Annotated in this window: 17 protein-coding genes and 4 pseudogenes; 14 read left to right on the forward strand and 7 right to left on the reverse strand. The window is 61.9% G+C overall.

Going from position 1 to position 23,806, the window contains the following annotated elements; all coding sequences use genetic code 11:
• The first annotated feature begins 11 nt into the window (after positions 1 to 11).
• Positions 12 to 317, forward strand: a complete 306-nt coding sequence (locus tag WGT02_RS18680; protein ID WP_024317299.1) for a DUF1244 domain-containing protein — start codon at positions 12 to 14, stop codon at positions 315 to 317.
• Between the two features lie 90 nt (positions 318 to 407).
• A complete protein-coding gene (locus WGT02_RS18685) occupies positions 408 to 671 on the forward strand; it encodes a DUF2312 domain-containing protein (RefSeq protein ID WP_007527482.1) in 264 nt (87 codons plus the stop codon).
• A 78-nt stretch (positions 672 to 749) separates the two neighbouring features.
• On the opposite strand, the pseudogene WGT02_RS18690 reads toward WGT02_RS18685, so the two are convergent.
• A pseudogene (locus WGT02_RS18690) lies at positions 750 to 1,507 on the reverse strand (alpha/beta hydrolase).
• 392 nt (positions 1,508 to 1,899) lie between these two features.
• Between WGT02_RS18690 and WGT02_RS18695 the strand changes: the two are divergent.
• The 8 genes and pseudogenes from WGT02_RS18695 to WGT02_RS18730 all read left to right on the forward strand — a co-directional run bounded on the left by WGT02_RS18695 (position 1,900) and on the right by WGT02_RS18730 (position 12,562).
• Entirely contained in the window at positions 1,900 to 2,517 is a 618-nt protein-coding gene (locus WGT02_RS18695) for an ANTAR domain-containing response regulator (RefSeq protein ID WP_024317300.1), read from the forward strand.
• Positions 2,514 to 3,728 (forward strand): CmpA/NrtA family ABC transporter substrate-binding protein, encoded by a 1,215-nt coding sequence (locus WGT02_RS18700; protein ID WP_024317301.1) that lies wholly within the window; start codon positions 2,514 to 2,516, stop codon positions 3,726 to 3,728. The genes WGT02_RS18695 and WGT02_RS18700 overlap by 4 nt, the downstream gene beginning before the upstream one ends.
• Positions 3,729 to 4,045: 317 nt before the next feature.
• Entirely contained in the window at positions 4,046 to 5,308 is a 1,263-nt protein-coding gene (locus WGT02_RS18705) for a nitrate/nitrite transporter (RefSeq protein ID WP_024318259.1), read from the forward strand.
• A gap of 17 nt (positions 5,309 to 5,325) precedes the next feature.
• A complete protein-coding gene (gene nirB, locus WGT02_RS18710) occupies positions 5,326 to 7,776 on the forward strand; it encodes a nitrite reductase large subunit NirB (protein WP_208249703.1) in 2,451 nt (816 codons plus the stop codon).
• 4 nt (positions 7,777 to 7,780) lie between these two features.
• Entirely contained in the window at positions 7,781 to 8,116 is a 336-nt protein-coding gene (gene nirD / locus WGT02_RS18715; protein WP_024318261.1) for a nitrite reductase small subunit NirD, read from the forward strand.
• The gene (locus tag WGT02_RS18720) at positions 8,116 to 10,773 is read left to right on the forward strand and encodes a nitrate reductase (protein ID WP_024318262.1); all 2,658 of its coding nucleotides are present in this window, start codon (positions 8,116 to 8,118) and stop codon (positions 10,771 to 10,773) included. Before nirD ends, WGT02_RS18720 begins: the two co-directional genes overlap by 1 nt.
• Positions 10,745 to 12,245: pseudogene (gene cysG, locus WGT02_RS18725) on the forward strand (siroheme synthase CysG). The gene WGT02_RS18720 and the pseudogene cysG overlap by 29 nt, the downstream one beginning before the upstream one ends.
• The gene (locus tag WGT02_RS18730) at positions 12,245 to 12,562 is read left to right on the forward strand and encodes a hypothetical protein (RefSeq protein ID WP_024318264.1); all 318 of its coding nucleotides are present in this window, start codon (positions 12,245 to 12,247) and stop codon (positions 12,560 to 12,562) included. Before cysG ends, WGT02_RS18730 begins: the two are co-directional and overlap by 1 nt.
• An 8-nt stretch (positions 12,563 to 12,570) precedes the next feature.
• On the opposite strand, the gene WGT02_RS18735 is transcribed toward WGT02_RS18730, so the two are convergent.
• The 5 genes and pseudogenes from WGT02_RS18735 to WGT02_RS18755 all read right to left on the reverse strand — a co-directional run.
• Positions 12,571 to 13,692 (reverse strand): HPP family protein, encoded by a 1,122-nt coding sequence (locus tag WGT02_RS18735; protein WP_024318265.1) that lies wholly within the window; start codon positions 13,690 to 13,692, stop codon positions 12,571 to 12,573.
• Positions 13,693 to 13,750: 58 nt separating this feature from the next.
• Positions 13,751 to 14,659, reverse strand: a complete 909-nt coding sequence (locus WGT02_RS18740) for a LysR substrate-binding domain-containing protein (protein WP_024318266.1) — start codon at positions 14,657 to 14,659, stop codon at positions 13,751 to 13,753.
• 170 nt (positions 14,660 to 14,829) lie between these two features.
• Entirely contained in the window at positions 14,830 to 16,722 is a 1,893-nt protein-coding gene (locus WGT02_RS18745; RefSeq protein WP_024318267.1) for a DUF882 domain-containing protein, read from the reverse strand.
• Positions 16,723 to 16,901: 179 nt separating this feature from the next.
• Positions 16,902 to 17,126: pseudogene (locus tag WGT02_RS18750) on the reverse strand (helix-turn-helix domain-containing protein); the annotation flags it as partial.
• Positions 17,127 to 17,191: 65 nt separating this feature from the next.
• Positions 17,192 to 18,455: pseudogene (locus tag WGT02_RS18755) on the reverse strand (sigma-54-dependent transcriptional regulator); the annotation flags it as partial.
• A 208-nt stretch (positions 18,456 to 18,663) separates the two neighbouring features.
• Between WGT02_RS18755 and WGT02_RS18760 the strand changes: the two are divergent.
• From WGT02_RS18760 to WGT02_RS18770, 3 genes are all read left to right on the forward strand, one after another.
• On the forward strand, positions 18,664 to 20,517 hold the full coding sequence (locus WGT02_RS18760) for a M3 family oligoendopeptidase (protein ID WP_208250556.1): 1,854 nt from the start codon (positions 18,664 to 18,666) through the stop codon (positions 20,515 to 20,517).
• 184 nt (positions 20,518 to 20,701) lie between these two features.
• Positions 20,702 to 21,859 carry an aminodeoxychorismate synthase component I gene (locus WGT02_RS18765; protein WP_208249701.1) on the forward strand — a complete coding sequence of 386 codons (1,158 nt, stop codon included), beginning with the start codon at positions 20,702 to 20,704 and terminating at the stop codon, positions 21,857 to 21,859.
• Positions 21,859 to 22,485, forward strand: coding sequence for an aminotransferase class IV family protein (locus WGT02_RS18770; protein WP_024318271.1), 627 nt, complete (start codon positions 21,859 to 21,861; stop codon positions 22,483 to 22,485). The genes WGT02_RS18765 and WGT02_RS18770 overlap by 1 nt, the downstream gene beginning before the upstream one ends.
• On the opposite strand, the gene WGT02_RS18775 is transcribed toward WGT02_RS18770, so the two are convergent.
• Positions 22,482 to 23,390, reverse strand: a complete 909-nt coding sequence (locus tag WGT02_RS18775; RefSeq protein ID WP_024318272.1) for a GGDEF domain-containing protein — start codon at positions 23,388 to 23,390, stop codon at positions 22,482 to 22,484. The genes WGT02_RS18770 and WGT02_RS18775 overlap by 4 nt on opposite strands.
• A 130-nt stretch (positions 23,391 to 23,520) precedes the next feature.
• Between WGT02_RS18775 and WGT02_RS18780 the strand changes: the two genes are divergently transcribed.
• On the forward strand, positions 23,521 to 23,805 hold the full coding sequence (locus WGT02_RS18780) for a YciI family protein (RefSeq protein WP_024318273.1): 285 nt from the start codon (positions 23,521 to 23,523) through the stop codon (positions 23,803 to 23,805).
• The last annotated feature ends 1 nt before the right edge of the window (position 23,806 follow it).

The raw sequence follows: 23,806 nt of genomic DNA on the forward strand, positions 1-23,806 counted from the left end.
AGGAGACCGAGATGGCCGCCCTGACGAAACGACAGCAGACCGAATTCGAGGCTGCGGCTTTTCGCCGCCTCGTGGAGCATCTGCGCGAGCGCAGCGACGTGCAGAATATCGACCTGATGAACCTGGCCGGCTTCTGCCGCAATTGCCTGTCCAACTGGTATCGCGAGGCGGCCGAGGCCGAAGGCGTCGCGCTATCAAAGGACGAATCGCGCGAAATCGTCTACGGGATGCCATATGAGGATTGGAGAAATCTCCATCAGAACGAAGCCTCGTCCAAGCAAAAAGCCGCATTTGAACTGAACAAGCCGCACAAATAGTCCCCTTGCGACCTGAATCGGCTTGACCCCGAGCACGCTTCGCGGCAGTCAACGCCATCCGAATTTCACACCCCCTATCAGGAGAACACGATGTCTGATGCTCATGGCGTCGCCCGCGACCAGCTTCGCGCTTTTGTGGAGCGCATTGAACGCCTGGAAGAAGAAAAGAAGACCATCGCCGACGACATCAAGGACGTCTATGGCGAAGCCAAGGGCATGGGCTTCGATACAAAGATCCTCAAGAAGGTCGTTGCGCTGCGCAAGAAGGACGAGCAGGAACGCATGGAAGAGGACGCAATCCTCGACACCTATCTGCATGCGCTCGGCATGATCGAAGCGCCGCCGGAAGGTTGAGTTTTCCACTTATTCCGTTCAAAGCCGCCGATCCCCTCGGCGGCTTTCTTTTTGTGCCGAGTTTGCGCTCGGCAGATCTTATCTGCCAGCTTCCTTGGCCGCCTTCTCGATCACGTCGGCGACCTTCTTGGGCTGTGATGCGAAGACGGCATGACTGGACTTGATCTCGGTAACCAGGCTGCCGGCGCGTTTTGCCATCGTCCGCTCCAACTCGGGGTTGATGGCGCGATCCTCTGTCGAAACGATCGACCAGCTCTTTTTCGTCCGCCAGGCGGGATCGCCGACTTTCGTGGTCAGAGCCTCCTTGGCAGCAAAGACCTGCGACTGGGCGAGGAAGGCCGCTTCGCCCTTAGGGACGTCGGCGGCAAAATCGGCATGATATGCGCTTGGGTCGAGATAAAGGTATTTGCCGTCCTTGGTTTCCTTGATGCTTGTTCCGGCCGGTGGCTTTGAGCCGGCAAGGGTGGCCAGATCGTCGCCCTTGTCAGGCTGGAAGGCTGCCACATAAACAAGCCCGTTGACGTGCGGGTTGTGACCCGCTTCGGTAATGACCATGCCGCCATAGCTGTGGCCGACCAATAGCGTCGGCCCATCCTGCAGGTCCAACACGCGGTTCGTTGCGGCGATATCGTCGGCCAGGGAAGTCAGAGGTTCCTGCACGAGCGTGACATGAAAGCCGCGCCGCTCCAAAATTTCGGTAGCCTTGCGCCAGCTGGACCCATCGGCGAAGGCGCCGTGAACGATGACGATGTTCTTGATCTGCGGGCTTGGGCCGCAACGGCGATGACACTGGTGGCGAGTGCAAGCGCGAAAGTGGAAACGATACGACGATTCATGCGGTCACTCCTTTTGGTTTATGACGCATTCAGGCCCGGAAAAGATCTGGAGGCATCGGCTGAAGGCGTGGCAATCTGGTCAGTGCGACGTATCGCCGATATGTCAGGCTTCGCGGCTAAATGTACCGCAGTGTCGTGCCCTTCTAACATGTGCGGATTTGCGCAAAGAGCGGCCTCCTTGCTCAGGCGCGTATGCTCATAGAATAAGCAGCAGTATAAACTGCTTGATTTTGAGGCGTCGTTCGCGCATTCAATGGCCTCCCGACGGGCTTCGATAGCAGCCTCAAAGATCACAGGGCAGTACAACAACAGCATGGCACCTTTCGCGATACCAATGACGGCGCTATCTCATTCGATGCGCATGCCTGACATTAGCGACCGGCGGTAGACCCGTGGCCAACCGTTCTTCCACGCCCAGCGACCTCAATGTGCTCGTCATCGACGAGAACAGCATCCGGGCGTCGATCATCGAGGTTGGGCTGCGCGAGGCGGGCTACGACAATGTCACGATCATCGACGACATGAACGGCCTTGCGAGGCGCATCATGGAGATCAACCCCGATGTCATCGTCATCGACATCGAGAACCCGAACCGCGACATGCTGGAAAGCATCTTCCAGATCTCGCGCGCGGTAAAACGCCCCATTGCAATGTTTGTCGACAAGTCCGACGAGGCTTCGATCGAAGCCGCCGTCGAGGCCGGCGTTTCCGCCTATATCGTCGACGGCCTAAAGCAGGAGCGTGTGCGCCCGATCCTCAAGATGGCGATCAGCCGTTTCAATGCCTTCTCGCGCCTGAACCGCGAGTTGGAGGAGACGCGCGGAGAACTGGAGAACCGCAAGCTGATCGACCGCGCGAAGGGATTGCTGATGCGATCCCGCGGGCTGTCGGAAGACGAGGCCTATGCGCTCATGCGGCGAACGGCCATGAACCAGAACAGGAAGATCGTCGAGATCGCCCAAAGCCTGATTACCGCCGCAAGCCTTCTGGACCCGGGAACCGACGCATGACGAGCACACATCAGATCACCGCCGGCTTCCTGCCGCTTCTTGACAGCGCTCTTCTGGTCGCCGCCAAGGAAAAGGGCTTTGCGGCGGAACAGGAGATCGACCTCACGCTCGTACGCGAACGCTCTTGGGCGACGATTCGCGACCGACTTGCGGTTAGCCATTTCGACGTGGCGCATATTCTCGCTCCCATGCCGATCGCCTGCAATCTCGGGCTAACCGCACCGGCTCCGCGCATGATCGTGCCGCTGGCGCTTGGGCTTGGGGGTAACGCCGTGACCGTCTCCGCCGGTCTATGGAACGAAATGGCCGAATGCGGCGCCTTGCCCGATCTCGATGCTCGCTCCAGCGGCCTTGCTCTGCGGCAGGTCATCGATCGCCGCAAAGGCGAACGGCTTCGCTTTGGCGTCGTCCATCCCTATTCGGGCCATAATTACGAGCTGCGCTATTGGCTGGCCGCGAGCGGCATCGATCCCGACCGGGATGTGGAGATCGGCATTCTGCCTCCCCCTGATATGGCTGACGCGCTGACGGCCGGCATTATCGACGGCTACTGCGCCGGAGAGCCATGGAACACGCTCGGCGTGCTCCACAACCGCGCCCATCTGGCGACGGTGAAGGCCGCCATCTGGAAATCGAGCCCGGAAAAGGTCCTTGGCGTCAACAGCCGCTGGGCCGACGGCCACCCGGAGGCCTTGGCAGCTCTCCTGCAGGCTCTCTACACCGCCTCCCTCTGGTGCGCAGACACCGGCAATCACGAGGAGCTTGCCCACCTGCTGGCGAAGCCCGCCTATGTGGATCGACCCGCAGAAAGCCTGCTACCCGCATTGGCCGGTCTCCTGCACATCGGCGGAGGCGAGACGCTGAGCATCAAGGACTTTTTCGTCCCCAATGCCAAGGCGGCGACATTTCCATGGAAGAGCCACGCCCTGTGGTTTTATACACAGATGGTTCGCTGGGGACACATCCGGCACACGACAGAACGCCAGCAGATCGCCAACGACACCTACCGGCCCGACATCTACCGAAGCGCGCTGAAGAGCCTCGGCATTGCCATGCCGGCGGCAAGCTCCAAGGTGGAAGGCGCGCTCCGCCTCGAAACGCCCGTCGGCTCCAGCGGCGCCCTGACGCTCGGGCCGGACGGATTCTTCGACGGCGGCCTATTCGATCCGGATGACGTGGATGGCTACATCGCCATTCAGAGCCAATCCTAGCGCCTGCTTATTTTATGCGCATTGCACAATTTTTAGAGCGATTGCTGCAAAGTGCGTTAGCGCAGACAATGCCGCCCGATCTAGGCAATCAATCTTAGCCATTTAAAAACAAGCACTTGAAAAACTGGCACGCGCCTTGCTTTGCGATAAGCAGGCCAAGAGGCCAAGAATTCGGTGTCCAACGACGGGCGCCCACAGCAAAGCCGCTGATCAGGATAGCCCGCGCACCTCGCGTGCATGCGCGCCCTGACCAGCGGCTTTTTGTTTTTAACCCCTAGCGATGGATCGGCACGACCTTGTCGGGCCCCGGAGAAGCCATGTCTGTTATCAAGAATACGCAGTCCATGTCCGCCGGCGAACCAGCCAAAGCATTGTGGATGTCCACGATTGCCTTCACCCTCTGTTTTGCCGTTTGGACGATCTTCGCGATCATCGGCATTCGCATCAAGGAGGAACTCGGCCTGAATGAGGCCGAGTTCGGATTGCTCATCGGCACGCCTGTCCTAACCGGCTCGCTCGTGCGCATCGTCCTTGGCATCTGGACCGGCCGTTATGGCGGCCGCCTCGTCTACACGCTGACCATGCTGGCCGCCGCCGTGGCGACCTTCCTCCTCTCCTATGCCCACACCTATACGCAGATGCTGATCGCCGGCCTCGGCGTCGGGCTTGCCGGCGGTTCCTTCGCGGTCGGTGTCGCCTATGTCTCGCCTTTCTTTCCAGCGCAGAAGCAGGGAACGGCGCTCGGCATTTTCGGCGCCGGCAACGTCGGTGCGGCTGTGACCAAATTCGCAGCGCCTTTCGTCCTGATCGCCTGGGGCTGGCAGGCTGTTGCCCAGATCTGGGCCGTCGGCCTGGCGCTGATGGCGATCGTCTTCTGGTTCACCACGACAGATGATCCGGCCTTCCGTCTCCGCCGTGAGCGAGGCGTTGCCTCCAAGAGCCTGCTTCAGGAATTCGCACCGCTGAAGAACGCACAGGTCTGGCGCTTCTCGCTCTATTACTTCTTCGCTTTCGGTGGCTTCGTTGCCCTGTCGCTGTGGCTGCCCCGCTATCTGGTCGGCGTCTACGGCTTCAATCTGGGTGTCGCCGGGATGGTCGCGGCCGCCTATTCCATTCCGGGCAGCATTTTCCGCGCCTTCGGCGGCGTTCTCGCCGACAAGAAGGGCGCACGCAGCGTCATGTACGCAATGTTTGCCGTGTCAGCCGTCGCAACGCTCATCCTGTCGCTCCCGGCGGCCGGGACCGGCGCTGCTCTCGGGATCACGCCGGTTGTCTTCATCGTCGTCATCTTCGCCCTCGGCTTCGTCATGAGCCTCGGCAAGGCTGCCGTCTACAAGCATATCCCCGCCTACTACCCCGAAAACGTCGGGGCCGTCGGCGGCATCGTCGGCATGATGGGCGGCCTTGGCGGCTTCATCCTGCCCATCGCCTTCGGCCTGCTCAAGGACATGACCGGCCTCTGGTCGAGCTGTTTCATGCTGCTCTTTGCGGTCGTCGTGGTCTCGCTCATCTGGATGCACCTGTCGGTCAAGCAACTCGACCGCCGTGGGCTCTCCACACAAGCCGTCGCCGCCACCTGATCTGAGGACCTGAAACTATGACTGAGAAGCTTGTCATCATCGGCAACGGCATGGCGCCCGGGCGCATGCTCGAGCACCTCTTCGAAAAGGCGCCCGACCAATACCAGGTCACGATCTTCAACGCCGAGCCGCGCGTCAATTACGACCGCATCATGCTCTCGCCGGTTCTATCGGGCGAGAAGGACTACGAGGAAATCATCATCCACGGCGACGGATGGTACATCAAGCACGGCATCACCCTCTACAAGGGCCACAAGATCATCGCGATCGATCGTGCCGCCAAGACGGTTACCTCCGATTATGGGGTCGTTGAAGGCTATGACAAGCTGGTGATCGCCACCGGCTCCGTGCCCTTCATCATTCCCGTGCCCGGAAAGGATCTGCCCGGTGTCATCACCTACCGCGACCTCGACGACGTCCAGGCGATGCTGCTTGCCGCCCAGTCGCGCGAGAAGGCGATCGTCATCGGCGGCGGCCTGCTCGGCCTGGAAGCGGCTGCCGGCCTTGCGTCGCGCGGTATGGATGTCACCGTTCTGCATGTCATGCCGACGCTGATGGAGCGCCAGCTCGATCCGGCCGCCGGGTACCTCTTGCAGAAGGCCGTGGAAGAGCGCGGCATCAAGGTCATCACCAAGGCCAACACCAAGGCGATCATCGGCAACGGCAAGGTCGAGGGCATCGAGCTCGATGACGGCCGTATCATCCCCGCGACGCTCGTTGTCATGGCGGTCGGCATCCGCCCGAGCGTCGGGCTCGCGAAAGAGGCTGGCATCGCCGTTAACCGGGGCATCGTCGTCGACGACGGCATGCAGACCTCCGACGGCAGCATCATGGCGCTCGGCGAGTGCGCGGAAGTGGGCGGCATGGTCTATGGCCTCGTCGCGCCGCTCTACGAAATGGCCCGCGTCGCCGCATCGCATCTGTCGGGCGACCGCTCGGCCACCTTCGTGCATTCGGACACACCGACCAAGCTCAAGGTCACGGGCATCGAACTCTTCTCGCTCGGCGACTTCGCCGATGGTGACGACCGCGAGGAAATCGTGCTGCGGGATGCCTCAGCCGGCGTCTACAAGCGTCTTGTGCTGAAGGACAACAAGATCATCGGCACCGTGCTTTACGGCGAGACTGCCGATGGTGCCTGGTTCAATGATCTGAAAAAGAAACAGACCGACATAACCGAGATGCGCGAAACGCTGATCTTCGGTCAAGCCTACCAGGGAGGGTCGCCGCTGGACCCTATGGCGGCCGTTGCAGCCTTGCCGGATGACGCGGAAATCTGTGGCTGCAACGGCGTCTGCAAGGGCAAAATCACCTCGACGATCACAGCTAAGGGTCTGACGTCGCTGGACGACGTGCGCGCCCACACCAAGGCTTCCGCTTCCTGCGGCACCTGTACCGGCCTCGTTGAAAAGCTGATGACGCTGACCCTCGGCGACAGCTACAACCCGGCCGCCGTCCAGCCCATGTGCACCTGCACGGAACTCGGCCACGACGACGTCCGCCGCCTCATCAAGGCCAAGGGCCTGAAGAGTATTCCTGCCGTCATGCAGGAACTCGAATGGAAGACCTCCTGCGGCTGTGCCAAGTGTCGCCCGGCACTGAACTACTATCTCGTCTGCGACTGGCCGGACGAATATGCCGACGACTACCAGTCGCGCTTCATCAACGAGCGCGTCCACGCCAACATCCAGAAGGACGGCACCTATTCCGTCGTGCCACGCATGTGGGGCGGCGTCACAAATTCCAACGAGCTGCGGGCCATCGCGGATGTCGTCGACAAGTTCGAAATCCCGATGGTGAAGGTGACGGGCGGCCAGCGCATCGACCTGCTCGGCATCGAGAAGGAAGACCTGCCGGCTGTCTGGGCCGATCTCGGCAAGGCCGGCTTCGTGTCCGGCCAGGCTTATGCCAAGGGGCTGCGCACGGTGAAGACCTGCGTCGGTTCGGACTGGTGCCGCTTCGGCACGCAGGACTCCACCGGCCTCGGCATCCGCATCGAGAAGTTCATGTGGGGCTCGTGGACGCCGGCCAAACTGAAGATGGCCGTCTCCGGCTGCCCGCGCAATTGCGCGGAAGCGACCTGCAAGGACATCGGCGTCATCTGCGTGGACTCGGGTTTCGAGATCCATTTCGCCGGTGCTGCTGGTCTCGACATCAAGGGCACCGAGGTTCTCGGCCTCGTCAGGACCGAGGACGAGGCGCTGGAGCATATCGTGGCGCTGACGCAGATGTACCGCGAGCAGGCCCGCTATCTCGAGCGCATCTACAAATGGGAAAAGCGCGTCGGCCTGGACGAAATCCGCCGCCAGATCATGAGCGACGCCGACAAGCGGAAGGCCTACTACGACCGCTTCGTCTTCTCCCAGAAGTTCGCGCAGGTCGACCCCTGGTCGGAGCGGGTCTCCGGCAAGGACAAGCATGAGTTCAAGCCGATGGCGACGATCGGCTACCCGCAGGCCGCTGAATAAGGAGATGGACATGAATTGGATTGCAATCGGCGACATCTCCGAAATTCCGCTCAGGGGCGCCCGCTGCGTGAAGACCCCCCAGGGCAAGATCGCGGTCTTCCGAACGGCCGAAAACGAAGTCTTCGCCATCGAGGACCACTGCCCGCACAAGGGCGGGCCGCTCTCCCAGGGCATCGTCCATGCCAAGGCGGTCACCTGCCCGCTGCACAACTGGGTGATCTCGCTCGAAACCGGCAAGGCGCTCGGGGCCGACGAGGGCGAAGTACGGACCATTCCGGTGCGCAACGAAGACGGCGCCCTCTTCATCGCTCTCGAAAGCCTGATGATGGCGGCCGAATAATGGACACAGAGGTTAAGACAACCTGTCCCTATTGCGGCGTCGGTTGCGGCGTCATCGCCAAGGTCGCAGACGACGGCAAGGTTTCCGTCAAGGGCGACCCGGATCACCCCTCCAATTTCGGACGGCTGTGTTCGAAGGGCTCGGCGCTCGGCGAAACCGTCGATCTCGATGGGCGCGTTCTCCATCCGGAGATTTCGGGGGAGCGAGCAGAATGGGGGCAGGCGCTTGACCTCGTCGCGCAACGATTTTCGGATGCCATCGCCGAACACGGACCCAATTCCGTTGCCTTCTATGTCTCCGGTCAGTTGCTGACCGAAGATTATTACGTCGCCAACAAGCTGATGAAGGGCTTCATCGGCTCGGCGAACATCGACACCAATTCGCGTCTGTGCATGTCGTCCTCCGTCGCCGGCCACCGTCGCGCCTTCGGCTCGGACACTGTGCCAGGCACCTATGAGGATATCGAGCTTGCCGATCTGGTGATCCTCACCGGCTCGAACCTCGCCTGGTGCCACCCGGTCATCTATCAGCGGCTGGCGGCTGCCAAGGCCACTCGCCCCGGCATGAAGGTCGTCGTCATCGATCCGCGGCAGACGATGACAGCCGATATCGCCGACCTGCATTTGGCCATCCGGCCCGACAGCGATGTCGCACTTTACGTCGGCCTGTTCGAGCACCTGATCGCGGTCAACGCCATCGACCAGAATTACGTGGCTGAACATACGACCGGCTTTGCCGAGGCGTTTTCGTCCGCCTCCGGCACCTCCTTCAACGAAGTGTTGGAGCTGACCGGCCTGCCAGCCATGCAGCTTCGCGAGTTCTATCGCCTCTTTGCCGCCACCGAGAAGGTGGTCACCTGCTACAGCCAGGGCGTCAACCAGTCCTCGTCAGGTACGGACAAGGTCAACGCCATCATCAACTGTCACCTCGCCACCGGCCGTATTGGCCGGCCCGGCATGGGGCCCTTCTCCCTCACCGGCCAGCCGAATGCGATGGGCGGGCGTGAGGTCGGCGGGCTTGCCAACATGCTTGCCGCCCACATGGCAATCGAAAGTGCTGAGGATCGCAACCGCGTCCAACGCTTCTGGCGGTCGCCGGCGATTGCCGGAAAGCCGGGTCTGAAGGCGGTCGACATGTTCAGGGCCGTCGCCGACGGGCGCATCAAGGCGCTCTGGATCATGGCGACCAACCCGGTCGTTTCCATGCCGGATGCCGACGCCGTCGAAGCCGCCATCAAGGCCTGTCCGTTTGTCGTCGTCTCCGACGTCCTGAAGGACACCGATACCACGCGTCACGCCCACGTCCTTCTGCCCTCGTTGGGTTGGGGCGAAAAGAGCGGTACGGTCACCAACTCCGAGCGCCGCATCTCGCGCCAGCGCTCCTTCCTCGATGCACCGGGAGAAGCGCGCGCCGATTGGTGGCAGCTCGCCGAGGTGGCCCGGCGGATGGGCTTTTCCCAAGCCTTCGACTTCCCCTCCAATGCGGAGATCTTCGACGAGCATGCCGCCCTCTCCGCCTTCGAGAACAACGGCAATCGCGACTTCGACATCGGTTCATACGTCGGTATGAACCGTCAGTCCTATGACGAACTCCCGCCTTTCCAGTGGCCGCAGCCTGCAGGCCACGGTGCGACTGAGACCCGCTTCTTCGCCAAGGGCGGCTTCTACCACGCTGACGGCAAGGCACGCTTCATCGCCGTCAAACCGGCCGCCTCTGATCGCACCAACGCCGACTATCCCTTCACGCTGAACACCGGCCGCATCCGCGACCAGTGGCACACGATGACGCGCACCGGCAAAAGCGCACGCCTCTCCTCCCACATCGCCGAGCCCTTCGCCGAGCTGCACCCGCGCGACGCTATCGAAATCGGCGTCGGCAAAGCCGGCCTCGTCGAGATCGAAAGCCCGCACGGCAGAGCCGTGGTTCGCGCCCTGATCACAGAGCGCCAGGCCCGCGGCAGTATTTTCGTGCCTATGCACTGGAACGATCAGTTTGCCGCCAAGGCCCGCATCGACGCCCTCGTCGCGCCTTTGACCGACGCGCACTCGGGCCAACCCGCCTCGAAAAACGTCGCAGTCGCTGCCCGACGCTTCAAGGCGGCGCGCTACGGCTTTGCGGTCTCCCAAGCCAAGCCGGACAATCTCGATGCCGCGTATTGGGCGTTGGCAAAGGCCGAAGGCGGGTGGCGGGTGGAGCTCGCCTTCGACCAACCGGTGGAGGACTGGTGCGCGTGGTGCCGCACCACTTTCGCTATCCCCGACGGCGTCGAACCACTTGGTTACGCCGACCAGCAATCCGGCGATCTGAGGCTCGCCTTCTTCGACGGCAGGCGGCTGATTGCGGCCCTGTTCCTGGCGCGCGAACCGGTGGCGGTTGCCCGCAACTGGGCGATCTCGCAGCTCACCGCCGAACACACCAATCTGCGCAAGCGCTTCGCTCTCGTTGCGGGTCGCCCTGGCGCAGACAAGCCTGATCCGGGCGCCACCGTCTGTTCCTGCTTCGGCGTCGGCGTCAACCAGATCGTCGCCGCCGTTCGCGGCGGCTGCCACAGCATCGAAGCCGTCGGCAAAGAACTCAATGCCGGAACCAATTGCGGCTCCTGCCGCGCCGAGATCAGGGGGATCATCGATGGATGTCTTGCAGCAGCCGCGGAGTGAAGCACCCGCCCGCATGGAGCCGCTTGCCAAGCTGCCGGTCTTTTGGGCGCTCGAAGGCAAGCGCGTGATCGTCGCCGGCGGTTCCGATGCCGCCGCCTGGAAGGCCGAGCTTCTCGCTGCCTGCGGCGCGAAAGTCGATGTCTATGCAAACGAGCTTTCCGAGACATTCGAACAGCTGATCGTACGGGGTGCCGAACATACCGAAGGCGGCTTCACCCGTCACCCACGCGTATGGGAGGCAACGATCTTCGCCGGCGCGGCCATTGCCATCGCCGACTGTGAGGAAGACGATGAGGCGCAGGCCTTTTTTGACGCTGCTTGCAAGGCAGGCGTACCGGTCAATGTCATAGACAAGCCCGCCTTCTGCCAGTTCCAGTTCGGCTCGATCGTCAACCGCTCACCGGTCGTCGTGTCGATCTCGACCGATGGTGCTGCACCCATCCTCGCCCAGGCAATCCGGCGGCGGATCGAGACATTGCTGGCGAGCGCTGAAGGGTTGGGCGGAACTGGCCCACTCGCTGCGAGACAGGATCAATGAGCGGCTCACGCCGGGGCCGCTGCGCCGCGCCTTTTGGGAGCGTTTTGTCGATCGCGCGTTTTCAAGTTCCGATACGCCGGAGGAGAGCGTCGGCGGCCTGCTTCTCAAGGAAGCCGAACGGCTTCGGGAAGCGCCCGCCGCCCACTCTTCCAGAGGTGGCCGAGTGACGCTGGTCGGCGCCGGCCCCGGCGATGCGGAACTGCTGACCCTGAAAGCCGTGCGTGCCCTGCAGGCCGCCGATGTGATCCTCTTCGACGACCTGGTTTCTTCGGAGGTCCTGGAGCTCGCTCGGCGTGAGGCCAAGCGCATGCTGGTCGGCAAGCGCGGCGGCCGCACGAGCTGCCGCCAGGAAGACATCAACGACATCATGGTGAAGCTCGCCAAATCAGGCAAGCGCGTCGTGCGCCTGAAGTCCGGTGATCCGATGATCTTCGGCCGCGCCGGCGAGGAAATTGCCCATCTCGATCGCGAGAACATTCCGGTCGATGTCATCCCCGGCATCACTGCGGCAAGTGCCATGGCCTCCCGCCTCGGGATTTCGCTGACGCATCGCGACCACGCGCAATCCGTCCGCTTCATCACCGGCCACTCTCGCCATGGCGGCCTGCCCGTCGATGTCGATTGGACCGTCGCCGATCCGGGGACGACCACCGTCTTCTACATGGGCGGGCGAACAGCACCGCTCATCGCCGATCGGTTGGTGGCGGAAGGCCTGTCGCCTGAAACGCCGGCCGTCATCATCAGCGACGTCAGTCGTGCAACAGAACGCCACTGGAGCGGCAGGCTCGCGACCATCTCAAAAGGGATTGCGGAAATCGGCTATGACAATCCTGTGCTGATCGCTGTCGGCAGCGCGCTTGCGGCACGCCAGACCGTCGCTGGCGATGCCAGTCACGTCGAAAGCGATCTCCGCTTGGTCATGGGCGCGCGCTGATGCAGTTGCAGACGATCGCCCCCGTCTTCCTCGTTCTGGCCATTGCCTTGAGCTGGCCGCGCTTCAGCAGCATCTTTCGCGGCGAAACACAGACGGCGGTGGCGACCGCGCTCCTCACGACGATTGCCAGCGCCGTCAGCCTTTCCGCTCTTGGATTGGCCTTTGCCGGGAACGGGCCATGGCTCGGCATGCTGATCGCGGCACCAGGCCTGCTTCTCGGTTGGACGATGCGGGCACCGGCGCCGGTGCTCGCGGTTTCCCTGTCCACACTCAGCCTAGCCGCCTACCTGCAGTTCGGGCCGGCCACTGCCTTCTAGACGCCATCTCAGGCGGCGATGCGCCCTGTCTGTTCCGGCAGCATGTGAGCAATGGCGCTGAGCAGGTCCGTCTGCGAGATGAGCCCAAGCACGTGGCCGCCGGCATCGACAATGACAACTGCGTGGGTGCGCCCGTCCGTCAGGTCAGGCAACAGGCTGATGGCGGGCGCATCCGGAGAGGCGATTGCCGCCGTTGCAATGTGATCGGAAAGCTGCTCGGCCTGCATCAATTCCCGCAGCCCGACCGTGCCCATCAATCGGCCGCTGCCATCCTTTACGGGAAGCGTGCGGACATTGTGCTTTAGGAGCAGAGCGCGCGCCTCTTCCGCGGTGGCGTTCTCGCCGACCGCGATCACATCGCGCGACATGATATCGGCACAGCGGACAGTGCCGTGGGAGCGAACGGCGGCCTCGACCTCGACCTGCCGCAGCAAGCGGCTCAGGTCGCCGCGATCGATATCGAAGGTTTCCTCGAATTTCGCCAACGCCGCGTCGACATCCTCCTCGCGAAAACCGTTGCGTGTCGCGGACGGCGGATCGATCGTCTGATGCGTATTGACCGGCGCCGGAGCGGCGATATGCGGATAGTTTCGCCGCCCGAGCCTGTGAAAGACAATGCCGAGCGCCACCAGAATGCAGGAGTTCAGTGCCACCGGCACGAAGGGGAAGAGCAGCCCCCAGCTTGCCACTGCCGGGCCGCCCAGCACAGCGGTCAGCGCCGCAGCACCGCCGGGCGGGTGCAGGCAGCGGGTGAACGACATGGCACCGATCGCCAGCGAGACACCCACGCCAATTGCGATGATCGGCTCATGGATGAAGTGCGCGGCGATGATACCCATCATCGCGGAAATCGTGTTGCCGCCAATGATCGACCATGGCTGCGCCAGCGGGCTTGCCGGCACGGCGAAAAGGAGAACGGCCGAAGCGCCCATCGGCGCGACAATCAACGGCAGATGAGAGCCCTGGCCAAAGAAGTAACCGCAGACCATACCGGTCAGCGCGATCGCAATCAGTGCGCCAAGGCAGGCAAGCATGCGCTCCCGCAGCGTGGCGCCGGCCAGGATCGGCGAAAACAGGCGGAGGCGGAAGCGGTGACGAGGATCGACCTTTGGACTGCTGGGATTTGACATGACGAACCGAAGAGTGTGTGAAACGAACGCCTGATTGAGAGAAGGATGCTGGCTGACGTCAGCCGCCGGGAATTGAGGGACCGTCCCTGCCCCGCGAGGCAATGAGGACGTCGTGAAAGGCCTCGAACGAATCCGATCGCTCGCCCTTTCGGTGGACGAGAAATGTCTCCACCGCACCGATCTTACCGGTGACGATGTCGACGGGCCAGCGCAAGAGATCGAACACCGAGCGCGGCATTACGCCAAAGGCATTGCCGGCGACAATGCTCGCGAGTATCGCATGGTAGGAGGCGAGTTCCAGCGTGCGCAGCGGGGTGACGCCCTGAGCCCACTCCTCGGCCATCCGCCGATAGGTGCACCCTGGCTCCATCACGGCAAGTGTCCCAACACGCAGGTCGGCCGCGGCTTTGACGTCGGGGTGTTTCGGAGGAAGGACGAGAATGAGGTCCTCGACATAGATGCGCCGCGCATCGAACCTGCCCAGGTCGAGATCCCCGTAGCGTGTCTGGTCGAGCGACGTCTCTGGCGGCCGGGCGACCAATGCGCAGTCCAGCTCTTCGGCCAGCACGCTCTGCATGAGGTCTCGCGTTGCTCCCATTGTGAGCTGCAGGGAGACGTGGGGCCAAAGCGATCCAAACCGCCTGATCACATCCGGAAGCCGGCTTGCGGCCGTGCTCTCCATCGTTCCGACGCGAAGTGTGCCCGATACCGCCAGCGGACGCACGGCCTGCCTTGCTTCCTCCGCCAGATCGGCAAGCCGCGTCGCATAGGATAGGAAGATCAAGCCTTCGCGCGTCAGCGACATCTTCTTGCCGTCGCGGCTGAACAGCGCCACCGCGAGATCCTCTTCGAGCTGCTGGATGCGCGTCGTGACGTTCGACGGTGCGCGGCCGACTGCCGCCGCCGCCTTCGTGACGCTGCAATGAGATGCGACCGCCTTGAAAATTTCGATTGACGACAGATCCATAGCTTCACTTTGAGAGAATATCGGAGGAGCTTTATTCTCGACATGGAAATGAAAATCAACCCCGCTCTTCAGGAAGCGACGTCTCACTGCGCGACTTTCCGCCACAGTCCGCAAAACAAAAGAGCCGCCGGATCGCTCCGACGGCCCTTCCAAACTCTTCCTTGTCGCCCTTAGTTCGAGTCGAACTTCCGCACTTCCATGAAGTTGACGGCGCTGCCGCTGAAGCGGCCCGGATCGATGGAGGCCGTCTTGGTGAAGCCTTCGGCATAGACTGCAGTCGGCTGGGCACGCAGCGTCTGGCTGACGAAGCGCGGCGCCTTGACCGGCCTGGTGACCATTTCCATGCGGGCATTGGTGAGCGCCCACTGCGAGATGATCTTCTGCGTCAGCTTCGGCTCGGTGCGAACCGTCGCACGGCTGGCGTCGGCTTCTGCGGCCTCATGCTTCGTCGGGCGGCCACCCTTGGTCGGCAGGCCCTGCGACAGCCCATTGGCATCCGCCGACTTCGGTGCATCGAAGGCATCGCCGAAGCTTGCGGACTTCGTGGCAGGCGCGAGAGCGGCAAGCTGCAGTGGCGACTTTTCGCTTGGAACCTTTTGTGGCGTTGCCGCGTTGATAACCTGCTCGACGCTCGTGACCGGCGGCTGGCTGGACGCGACCTGACGGTCGTCGTCACCATTCTGCTGGTCAAGGGCATCGGCAACGGCCGGAGAAAGCGTATCCTCCTGGTCTGCCACGTCGTCTTCGGCTTCAGCATCGGCCTTCGCCGCTGCCAGAAGCTTTTCGGCAAGCGCCGGTCGTTCAGCCGGCCTCGGAACTGCTGTGAGGCTCCCCGTCCCCGCAGCCGGATCGGCCGAAGCGACTTCCGCGTCACCCGCAGAGCGGCGCGGTCCAAGCAGAGAAGGCACCGGTACGCTGTAGGCGCTGAGATCCGCGAACTGCTGCTGACCTTGCTCAGTCACAGCAGAAAGGGCCTGTTGCGCTGCGTTTCCGGATTGCGGAGCGACAAGGGCGCTAGCCACCTCGCTACCGCCTTGCTGATTGGCGAACGCCGGACGCACCTGCGGAACCGGCGCGGTTACGTTTGCGACTTCGGTAGCCTGCGCGGGCACTTGCTCGCCGGGATTGGCGGCGTTTGGCATGTCAGCCGTCGGCGGCGACGCCTTGGCGACCGCCACGGCTGCGCTGCTATCATCATCGGAACTGTCTTCAGCCTCGTCGGCGCCACCCCCAAACAGGGCGGCAAACAGCGTCTTGTGTTTGGGCTGGTCGCTCGATGACGAGCCCGAATAAGCGCCGGAGCTTGCCATCTGCACCTGCGAAGAGCTCACGCGGCGCTTGTAATCGGCCACGGCCTGCTCGTAACCCGGCAGCGGACGGCCATCCGATGGGATGTGCATCGTGTTGCCGTTCGGGAAAAGCCGGACCAGTTCTTCGCGGCTCATGCGCGGCCAGGCGCGGACGCCGCCGACATCCATGTGAACGAAGGGAGAGCCGGATTTCGGATAGAATCCAACGCCGCCGACCTGCATTTTCATGCCAATGCCGCGCAAAGTGGCGAGTTTGACATCAGGAATGAAGAAATCCATCGCCTTGCCGAGCATGTGCTGGCTCTTCTCGGCGACGCCGGAATTGCGCGAGCGGCCCTTCAGCATGGCGTTGGTGGCCGGCGAACGGAAGCCGCAGACGACGTTGATATAGTCGCGCGAGCCGCTCTGGCGGTAGACTTCCCAGATGAGGTCGAAAAGGCGGGGGTCCATTCTCGTCGGCTGGTTCTTGCGCCAGTCGCGAAGGAATCGGTTCAGCTGCTGCAGACCCTTCGGATCGTACCGGCCGTTTCGCTTGTAGGTGATGACGGCCTTTTCGCCGGTGTGAATGAAATAGAGTTTGAGACTGCGTGTTTCGCCGGCCGCCTCGGAAGGCGAGCTGACCAGAACTGGTGACGAAACGACGAGTGCGAGAAGGGCGGCCATAACCGTCCTAAACACCTTTCCGCAAAGGTCCGTGTACCTTGGGCGCCAGCTCAAGCGCGAAGGTCTCGTATTCCCATTCAGATCCGGCAAACTCAATCCCCGTCAGACAGCCGATGGTCCTCTTTGACACCGTTGGCTGTTAAATGCGGTCACACGATGGCAAAAATGCCACACGTGATCAACCTTTTCTTTACATAGTGAACAGGCCACTAACAAGTGGTTTATGATTGGTAACAAAAGATGATTGCCGGAATGTTAATTTAGAAGACCTATGCGGCGTCCTTCTGCGGATTGTCCGGATCGATGCCGTAATCCTTGAGTTTTCGGTACAATGTGGATCGCCCGATGCCCAGTTTTCGGGCCACTTGACTCATCTGCCCGCGATAGAATTTAAGGGCGAATCGGATCAGTTCCTCCTCCACATCCGCAAGCTTTCGCACGTCTCCGGCAGGATTTGTGCTTGCAATCGCGTTGTCCGGCGCCTCCGTGATTCGTGCGACCGCCTCTTCGACGCTGGCCTGATGGGCCGGATAGTCTTCGGTCGAGAAGTCGTTTTGCCGGTCGTGGCGTGTGTTGTCTGCGACCAGCGCCAAGTGATCGACGACCTCGTATTCGGGCAGCTGCGCGGCGATCTGCGGGAAGTCTGCTTCGGTCAGTTCGCCCCCCTCGGCAAGGACGACCGCGCGGAAGATGGCGTTCTCGAGCTGGCGGATGTTACCCGGCCAGTCATAGGCAGTGAGCAAGGCCAAAGCACCGGAGCTCACCGACATGCGGTGGCTGCCCTTCTGCTCGCTGGAGAAGCGCTCGGCGAAGACCCGCACGAGGTGCGGAATATCCTCCTTGCGCTTGCGCAGCGCCGGGATGGTGATCGGGAAGACGTTCAGGCGATAGTACAGGTCCTCGCGGAAGTGGCCGTTCTTGACCTCTTCGATCAGGTCCTTGTTGGTTGCCGAAATCAGGCGGACATTGACCTTGTGCGCCGTGCGCGCGCCAACGGTCTCGATTTCCCCCTGTTGCACAGCGCGCAGCAGCTTGACCTGGACCTCGAGCGGCAAGTCGCCGATCTCGTCGAGGAAGATCGTGCCGCCATCGGCCTCCATGAACTTGCCGATATGCCGATCGGTGGCGCCGGTAAAGGCACCCTTCTCGTGACCGAAGAGGATGCTTTCGACCAGATTGTGTGGAATGGCGCCGCAATTGACCGTGACGAACGGCTTGCCGGACCGGTCGCTGCCGGACTGGATGGCGCGGGCCACCAGTTCCTTGCCGACGCCGGACTCGCCTTCGAGCACGACAGGAATGTTCGACTGCGCGGCGCGTTGCGCCAGATCGATGACGCGCAGCATCGCCGGGCTGGCCGAAACGATGTCGTCGAAACCGACGGCACCGGAGCGCGACCGACGGCCGGCGCGCGCCTTGACCTCGCGCTGGTCGAGCTTCAGGGCGTTTGAGATCGAATTGGCGATCCGCTCGGGAGAAACCGGCTTGACGACGAAATCGAAGGCGCCGGCACGCATGGCCTGCACCACGGTCTCGATACCGCCTTGCCCCGTCTGGACAATCACCGGAACATGAGTGCCGAACTCGTGCAGTGCCTCGAGGAATTCGAGACCCGTCATCTCGGGCATCATCAAGTCAAGAACGATGATGTTGTAGAGGCCGCTGCCTCTCTTCACCATCTCCAGACCGATCCGGCCGTTTTCGGCCTGATGGACGACGTGGCCGTGACGCTCGATCGCATTCTTGAGCAGCCGACGCTGGATTGGGTCGTCCTCGACGACAAGAATCTGCGCTGCACCCTTGAGCTCATTGTAACCGGTCATTGCTGCCTCACTTCATGCGAAACCTGAGACGCACTCTGGCAGAAAGGCTTGAACATCCAGTTTTGAGAAACAATTGCATTTTAACGTTTGTGACGGCACTGAATCCGACCCGAAACGGAGCTTGCGAGCAACCGAAAACCCCTTGATGCCAAGCCTTTGGGCGCATAGACAGTCAAGCCTGTCGCAAAAGAGGAAGAGGACCCCGATGATGAAAAACACGCTCTCCGGCACCGCCATTAAATTTTCGGCGAGTTCGGCTGCCTCCGCGACGGATGCCGCCCTCGGCGAGTTGCCGACGTGGAAACTGCAGGACCTCTACCCTTCCGCAACCTCGACGGCCTTCACCGGCGACATGGACAAGGCCGGCAAACAGGCAATCGCCTTCGAAGAGAAGTGGAAGGGCAAGCTTGCCGACGCCGCGACCAGGACGGGCACCGAGGGCATCGGCCAGGCGCTGAAGGAATACGAGGCGCTGGACGACATCATCGGCCGCCTCGGCTCCTTTGCCGGCCTCACCTATTTCTCCGACACGTCAAACCCGGTCAACGGCAAGCTATATGGCGACGCGCAAGCGAAGATCACCGAGTTTTCCAGCCACCTTCTTTTCTTCGCACTCGAACTCAACCGCATCGACGATGCGGTCATCGATGCCTGCATGGCGAACGATCCGGATGCCGGCCACTATCGCCCTTGGCTCGTCGACCTGCGCAAGGACAAGCCCTTCCAGCTGGACGACAAGCTGGAACAGCTCTTCCTCGAAAAATCGATGACGTCGGCGGCCGCCTTCAATCGCCTGTTTGACGAGACGATGACGGAACTGCGCTTCGACATCGACGGCGAAAAGCTCCCGCTGGAAGTCACCCTGAACATGCTGCAGGAAAAGGACCCCGAGGTTCGCCACAAGGCCGCGATGGCATTGGCCAAGACCTTCAAGGAAAACCTCCGCACCTTCACGCTGATCACCAACACGCTCGCCAAGGACAAGGACATTTCCGACCGCTGGCGCGGCTTCGAGGACATTGCCGATAGCAGGCACCTTGCCAACCGCGTCGAGCGCGACGTGGTCGATGCGCTCGCTGCCGCCGTCAAGCAAGCTTACCCGCGCCTCTCGCACCGCTATTATAAGATGAAGGCAAAGTGGCTCGGCATGGACCAGATGAACTTCTGGGACCGCAACGCGCCGCTGCCGGAGACCTCCAACGCCGTCATCTCCTGGAGCGAGGCGAAGGACACCGTGCTTTCTGCCTACGGCGACTTCGCGCCGGAGATGGCTGCGATCGCCAAACGCTTCTTCGACGAACAATGGATCGACGCGCCGGTCCGCCCCGGCAAGGCGCCTGGCGCCTTCGCGCATCCGACGGTCCCATCGGCCCACCCCTATGTGCTCGTCAACTATCTCGGCAAGCCGCGCGACGTGATGACGCTTGCACATGAGCTCGGCCACGGCGTGCATCAGGTCCTCGCCAGCGCCCAGGGCGCCTTGATGTGCCAGACGCCGCTCACTCTCGCCGAAACGGCCTCGGTCTTCGGCGAAATGCTGACCTTCCGGGCACTCCTCGACAAGACGAAGGACAAGCGCGAACGCAAAGCGATGCTCGCTCAGAAGGTCGAGGACATGATCAACACGGTCGTGCGCCAGATTGCTTTCTACGAGTTCGAGCGTAAGGTCCACACGGCCCGCAAGGCGGGCGAACTGACGCCGGAGGACATCGGCGAACTCTGGCTGTCCGTGCAGTCGGAGAGCCTCGGACCGGCAATCAAGATATCAGAGGGCTACGAGACCTACTGGGCCTACATCCCGCACTTCATTCACTCGCCCTTCTACGTCTACGCCTATGCCTTCGGCGATTGCCTGGTGAACTCGCTCTATGCCGTCTATCAGAAGCCCGACAAGGGCTTCCAGGAGAAGTATTTCGAACTTCTGAAGGCCGGCGGCACCAAGCACCATTCGCAGCTGCTGAAGCCTTTCGGCCTCGATGCGACTGATCCGTCGTTCTGGAGCAAGGGCCTGTCGATGATCGAAGGGCTGATCGACGAATTGGAAGCGCTTGATAGAGGCTGAGACGCCACAGCGAGGCCGACCACAAGCTGCATCTGCTGCTCGTTGCGGCGGGCGGAGCGACCGACGGGCATTGTCTGCAACGCTCACGAGGAAGGATGAAGGTAGCCCCCTTCTCCCGCATTCCTGTGCTTGTCACAGGAATGCGGAAGTCCAGAGCAATCGATGTCAGCAGACGGGAGCGCGGATGACAATTTCAGAGCCACACATCCTCTTCCGGGACGATACGACCGGGGAAGTGATGCTCTTTTCCGATCCGTCGGAGATCATCATCGCCCGGACGCGCGCCGAGGTCTTTGCGGGACTTTCTCGCATGGAAGAGGCAAAAGCCGCAGGCAAGTGGCTGGCGGGCTACATGGCCTATGAGGCTGGTTACCTCTTCGAGGAAAAGATGGCAGCCTTCACGAGTGAAGGTCGGGAAACGCCGCTTCTCGCCTTCGGTGTCTTCGATGCCCCGCGGGCCGATACCCATCCGCTTGCCCAGCCCAAGCAGCGCAGCGAGAACGAGGAATTCCTGAGCGAACCCAAGGCCGGCTGGGATTTCACTACCTATAAGCGACGCTTTGACCGCCTGCATTGGCATCTGCGCCAGGGCGATTGCTACCAGGCGAACCTGACCATGCCGATCACCGCCCACTGGAGTGGCGATCCGCGCGCGGCATTCTGGTCACTGATCGAACGGCAGCCGGTGAAATACGGCGCGCTTGTCGATCTCGGCGGCCCGGTCCTCCTTTCACGCTCGCCCGAACTCTTCTTCCGCACGGACGAGGAAGGCTGGATCGAAACCCACCCAATGAAGGGGACGGCAAAACGCGGAGCGAGCGACGTCGAGGACGCCGCGATCATTGCCGCGATGCGCGAGGATATCAAAACCCAGGCCGAAAACCGCATGATCGTCGACCTGCTGCGCAACGACATCTCGCGCATCACAGAAGTCGGCACGCTCGACGTTCCCAAGCTGTTCGACATCGAGACCTACCCAACCGTGCACCAGATGGTCAGCCACGTGCAGGCGAGACTTCTTCCTGATCTTGAAATCCGCGATATCTTCGCCGCGCTCTTTCCCTGCGGATCGATCACCGGTGCCCCGAAACTCCGCGCCATGCAGATCCTGCACCAGTTGGAAGACGTGCCGCGCGACGCCTATTGCGGCGCGATCGGCATGATTTCGCCAAGCGGCGCCATGCGCTTCTCCGTCGCGATCCGCACCATCAGCTTGTTTGCCGGCGGCAAGGCCGTCTTCAATGTTGGCGGCGGCATCGTCTTCGATTCGACTGCCGAGGCTGAGTACGAGGAGTGCCTGCTGAAGGCGCGCTTCGCCATCGGTGATCAGGAGATCGCGTGATGAGCGACTTCTCGCTGATCGAAACGCTGCGCTGGGAACCGGAAGCCGGCTTCGTTCGGCTGCACCTGCATCTTGCCCGCCTTTCCCGCTCCGCCCGTCGCATCGGCTTTCCCGACCCCACGAATGCTGCTGCGAAATTGGAGGAGGCCGTTGCCGGCGCCACGACGGCTCTGCGCATGCGGCTGACGCTTGATCGCATGGGGCGCATCGACGTGACCTCGGGTCCCTTCGTGCCGGCGCCGGCAGGCACCGAATGGACGATTAGGATCGCCGACACCCGCGTCGATTCCACTGACAGATTGCTGCGGCTGAAGACCACGCGCCGTGGGGTCTACGAGGCCGCGCGCGCCGAATGCGCGACCGTCGAAGCCGACGAGATGTTGCTTCTCAACGAACGTGACGAAGTCTGCGAAGGCACGATCACCTCCGTCTTCCTCGACGACGGATCCGGCACGCTTGGCACGCCTCCAATTTCTTGCGGCCTGCTGGCCGGCGTGCTGCGCACAGAACTGATCTGCCAGCGCAAGGCACGCGTTGGACGCCTCTCTGTGAAAGATCTGACGGCAGGAAAACTCTATGTGGGCAATTCGCTGCGTGGACTGATCCCGGCCCGGCTTATCGGCTAGGCCACGATCTTCAGCCGATCGCGGCCGCTCTGCTTGGCGTTATACAAGGCCTCGTCGGCGCGGGCATAGACTTCGCGCGCCGTCTCGCCGGGCCGCAACTCCGCCAGGCCCGCCGAGCATGTGTAACCGAAGGAAGGTACCGTCGGTATGGGGCGGGCGCCGCGCACCATCCTGACTATGCGGTCGATGATCAGCTCAGCCTGCGCCAGAGTTGTATCCGGCAGGATCAGCATGAATTCCTCGCCACCGATCCGCCCGAAGCTGTCACGTCGGCGGATGACCGGCTGCAGGCGGCGCGAGAAATCGATCAGCACATCATCACCGAACTGGTGGCCATAGATGTCATTGATGCGCTTGAAGAAGTCGAGATCGATGATGCAGATGCAGCCGATGACGCCTGCATTGGCAAAGTCTTGACGTGCTATCAGGCTTTCCAACGCCGCCATCATGAAACGACGGTTGGAAACGCTCGTCAGTTCATCCGTCTGCGAGGCCCGCAACGCAAAATCACGGTCCTGCCGCACCTCGCGCCCGCTTTGCTTCAGATGCGTAATGTCGCTGGCGATGCAGAGCATCCAGCCGTCCTTCTGCACCGTCTCGGTCATCCAGAACCAGCGGCCGCCGACGACGTCGGTTTCGAACGCCCGGAACGGCAGCTTGCCGCGGCGCGATTGTGCGGAAACGAGCCATGTCTCGAAATCGGCTGTGCGAATGATCGTGCCCCTGCCCGCTCGCGTGTTGCGGCGCATGAGTTCCGACCACAACGGCGTCTCATCAGGTTCTAAGGCGTAAGTCGAACGAAAGGCCGCGTTTGCATAGCGCAACCGGTCTTCCTGATCGTACATGGCGATCAGGACGGCGCTGTCTTCCTGCAATTCGGCAAGCCGCTCAGATATCTGGTTCATCCAATTGTTCCGGGCGTGCTGAAATCAACGGTTCGCAGTTTGGCGCAGAACTCTAAAAAGAATATGGATGGTTGCACGCCAATTGAATATTCACATGCGTCAGAACGCAACACTGAAAGGAAATTCTGCGATGCTCATCCTCGCCCTGACCTATGTGAAGCCGAACGAGGAAGCCGACAAATACATGGAGCCGCATATGGCCTGGGTGAAGCACGGATACGCAAAGGGGTGGTTTCTTGGCTCTGGCCGCAAGGTGCCGCGCACCGGCGGTGTTATCCTTTCGGTCGGTCAGCGCGCCGAAATCGAGGCCTATGTTGCACAAGACCCCTTCACCATCCATGGCGTAGCCGAATACGATATCACCGAGGTCGCCATCACCACGACGGCGGCGGGATTGGATATTTTGAAAGGCTGAA

Origin of the sequence: Rhizobium sp. T1470, from assembly GCF_042140505.1 — a bacterium.
Lineage (GTDB): Bacteria > Pseudomonadota > Alphaproteobacteria > Rhizobiales > Rhizobiaceae > Rhizobium > Rhizobium favelukesii.

Excerpts from the sequence above, each read along its gene's own strand:
- WGT02_RS18730 (WP_024318264.1), top strand. The coding sequence starts at position 12,245 with ATGCAGTTGCAGACGATCGCCCCCGTCTTCCTCGTTCTGGCCATTGCC.
- WGT02_RS18700 (WP_024317301.1), top strand. The coding sequence starts at position 2,514 with ATGACGAGCACACATCAGATCACCGCCGGCTTCCTGCCGCTTCTTGAC.
- WGT02_RS18705 (WP_024318259.1), top strand. The coding sequence starts at position 4,046 with ATGTCTGTTATCAAGAATACGCAGTCCATGTCCGCCGGCGAACCAGCC.
- WGT02_RS18775 (WP_024318272.1), bottom strand. The coding sequence starts at position 23,390 with ATGAACCAGATATCTGAGCGGCTTGCCGAATTGCAGGAAGACAGCGCC.
- WGT02_RS18765 (WP_208249701.1), top strand. The coding sequence starts at position 20,702 with ATGACAATTTCAGAGCCACACATCCTCTTCCGGGACGATACGACCGGG.
- WGT02_RS18740 (WP_024318266.1), bottom strand. The coding sequence starts at position 14,659 with ATGGATCTGTCGTCAATCGAAATTTTCAAGGCGGTCGCATCTCATTGC.
- WGT02_RS18760 (WP_208250556.1), top strand. The coding sequence starts at position 18,664 with ATGAAAAACACGCTCTCCGGCACCGCCATTAAATTTTCGGCGAGTTCG.
- nirD (WP_024318261.1), top strand. The coding sequence starts at position 7,781 with ATGGACATGAATTGGATTGCAATCGGCGACATCTCCGAAATTCCGCTC.
- WGT02_RS18680 (WP_024317299.1), top strand. The coding sequence starts at position 12 with ATGGCCGCCCTGACGAAACGACAGCAGACCGAATTCGAGGCTGCGGCT.
- WGT02_RS18685 (WP_007527482.1), top strand. The coding sequence starts at position 408 with ATGTCTGATGCTCATGGCGTCGCCCGCGACCAGCTTCGCGCTTTTGTG.
- nirB (WP_208249703.1), top strand. The coding sequence starts at position 5,326 with ATGACTGAGAAGCTTGTCATCATCGGCAACGGCATGGCGCCCGGGCGC.
- WGT02_RS18770 (WP_024318271.1), top strand. The coding sequence starts at position 21,859 with ATGAGCGACTTCTCGCTGATCGAAACGCTGCGCTGGGAACCGGAAGCC.
- WGT02_RS18735 (WP_024318265.1), bottom strand. The coding sequence starts at position 13,692 with ATGTCAAATCCCAGCAGTCCAAAGGTCGATCCTCGTCACCGCTTCCGC.
- WGT02_RS18780 (WP_024318273.1), top strand. The coding sequence starts at position 23,521 with ATGCTCATCCTCGCCCTGACCTATGTGAAGCCGAACGAGGAAGCCGAC.
- WGT02_RS18720 (WP_024318262.1), top strand. The coding sequence starts at position 8,116 with ATGGACACAGAGGTTAAGACAACCTGTCCCTATTGCGGCGTCGGTTGC.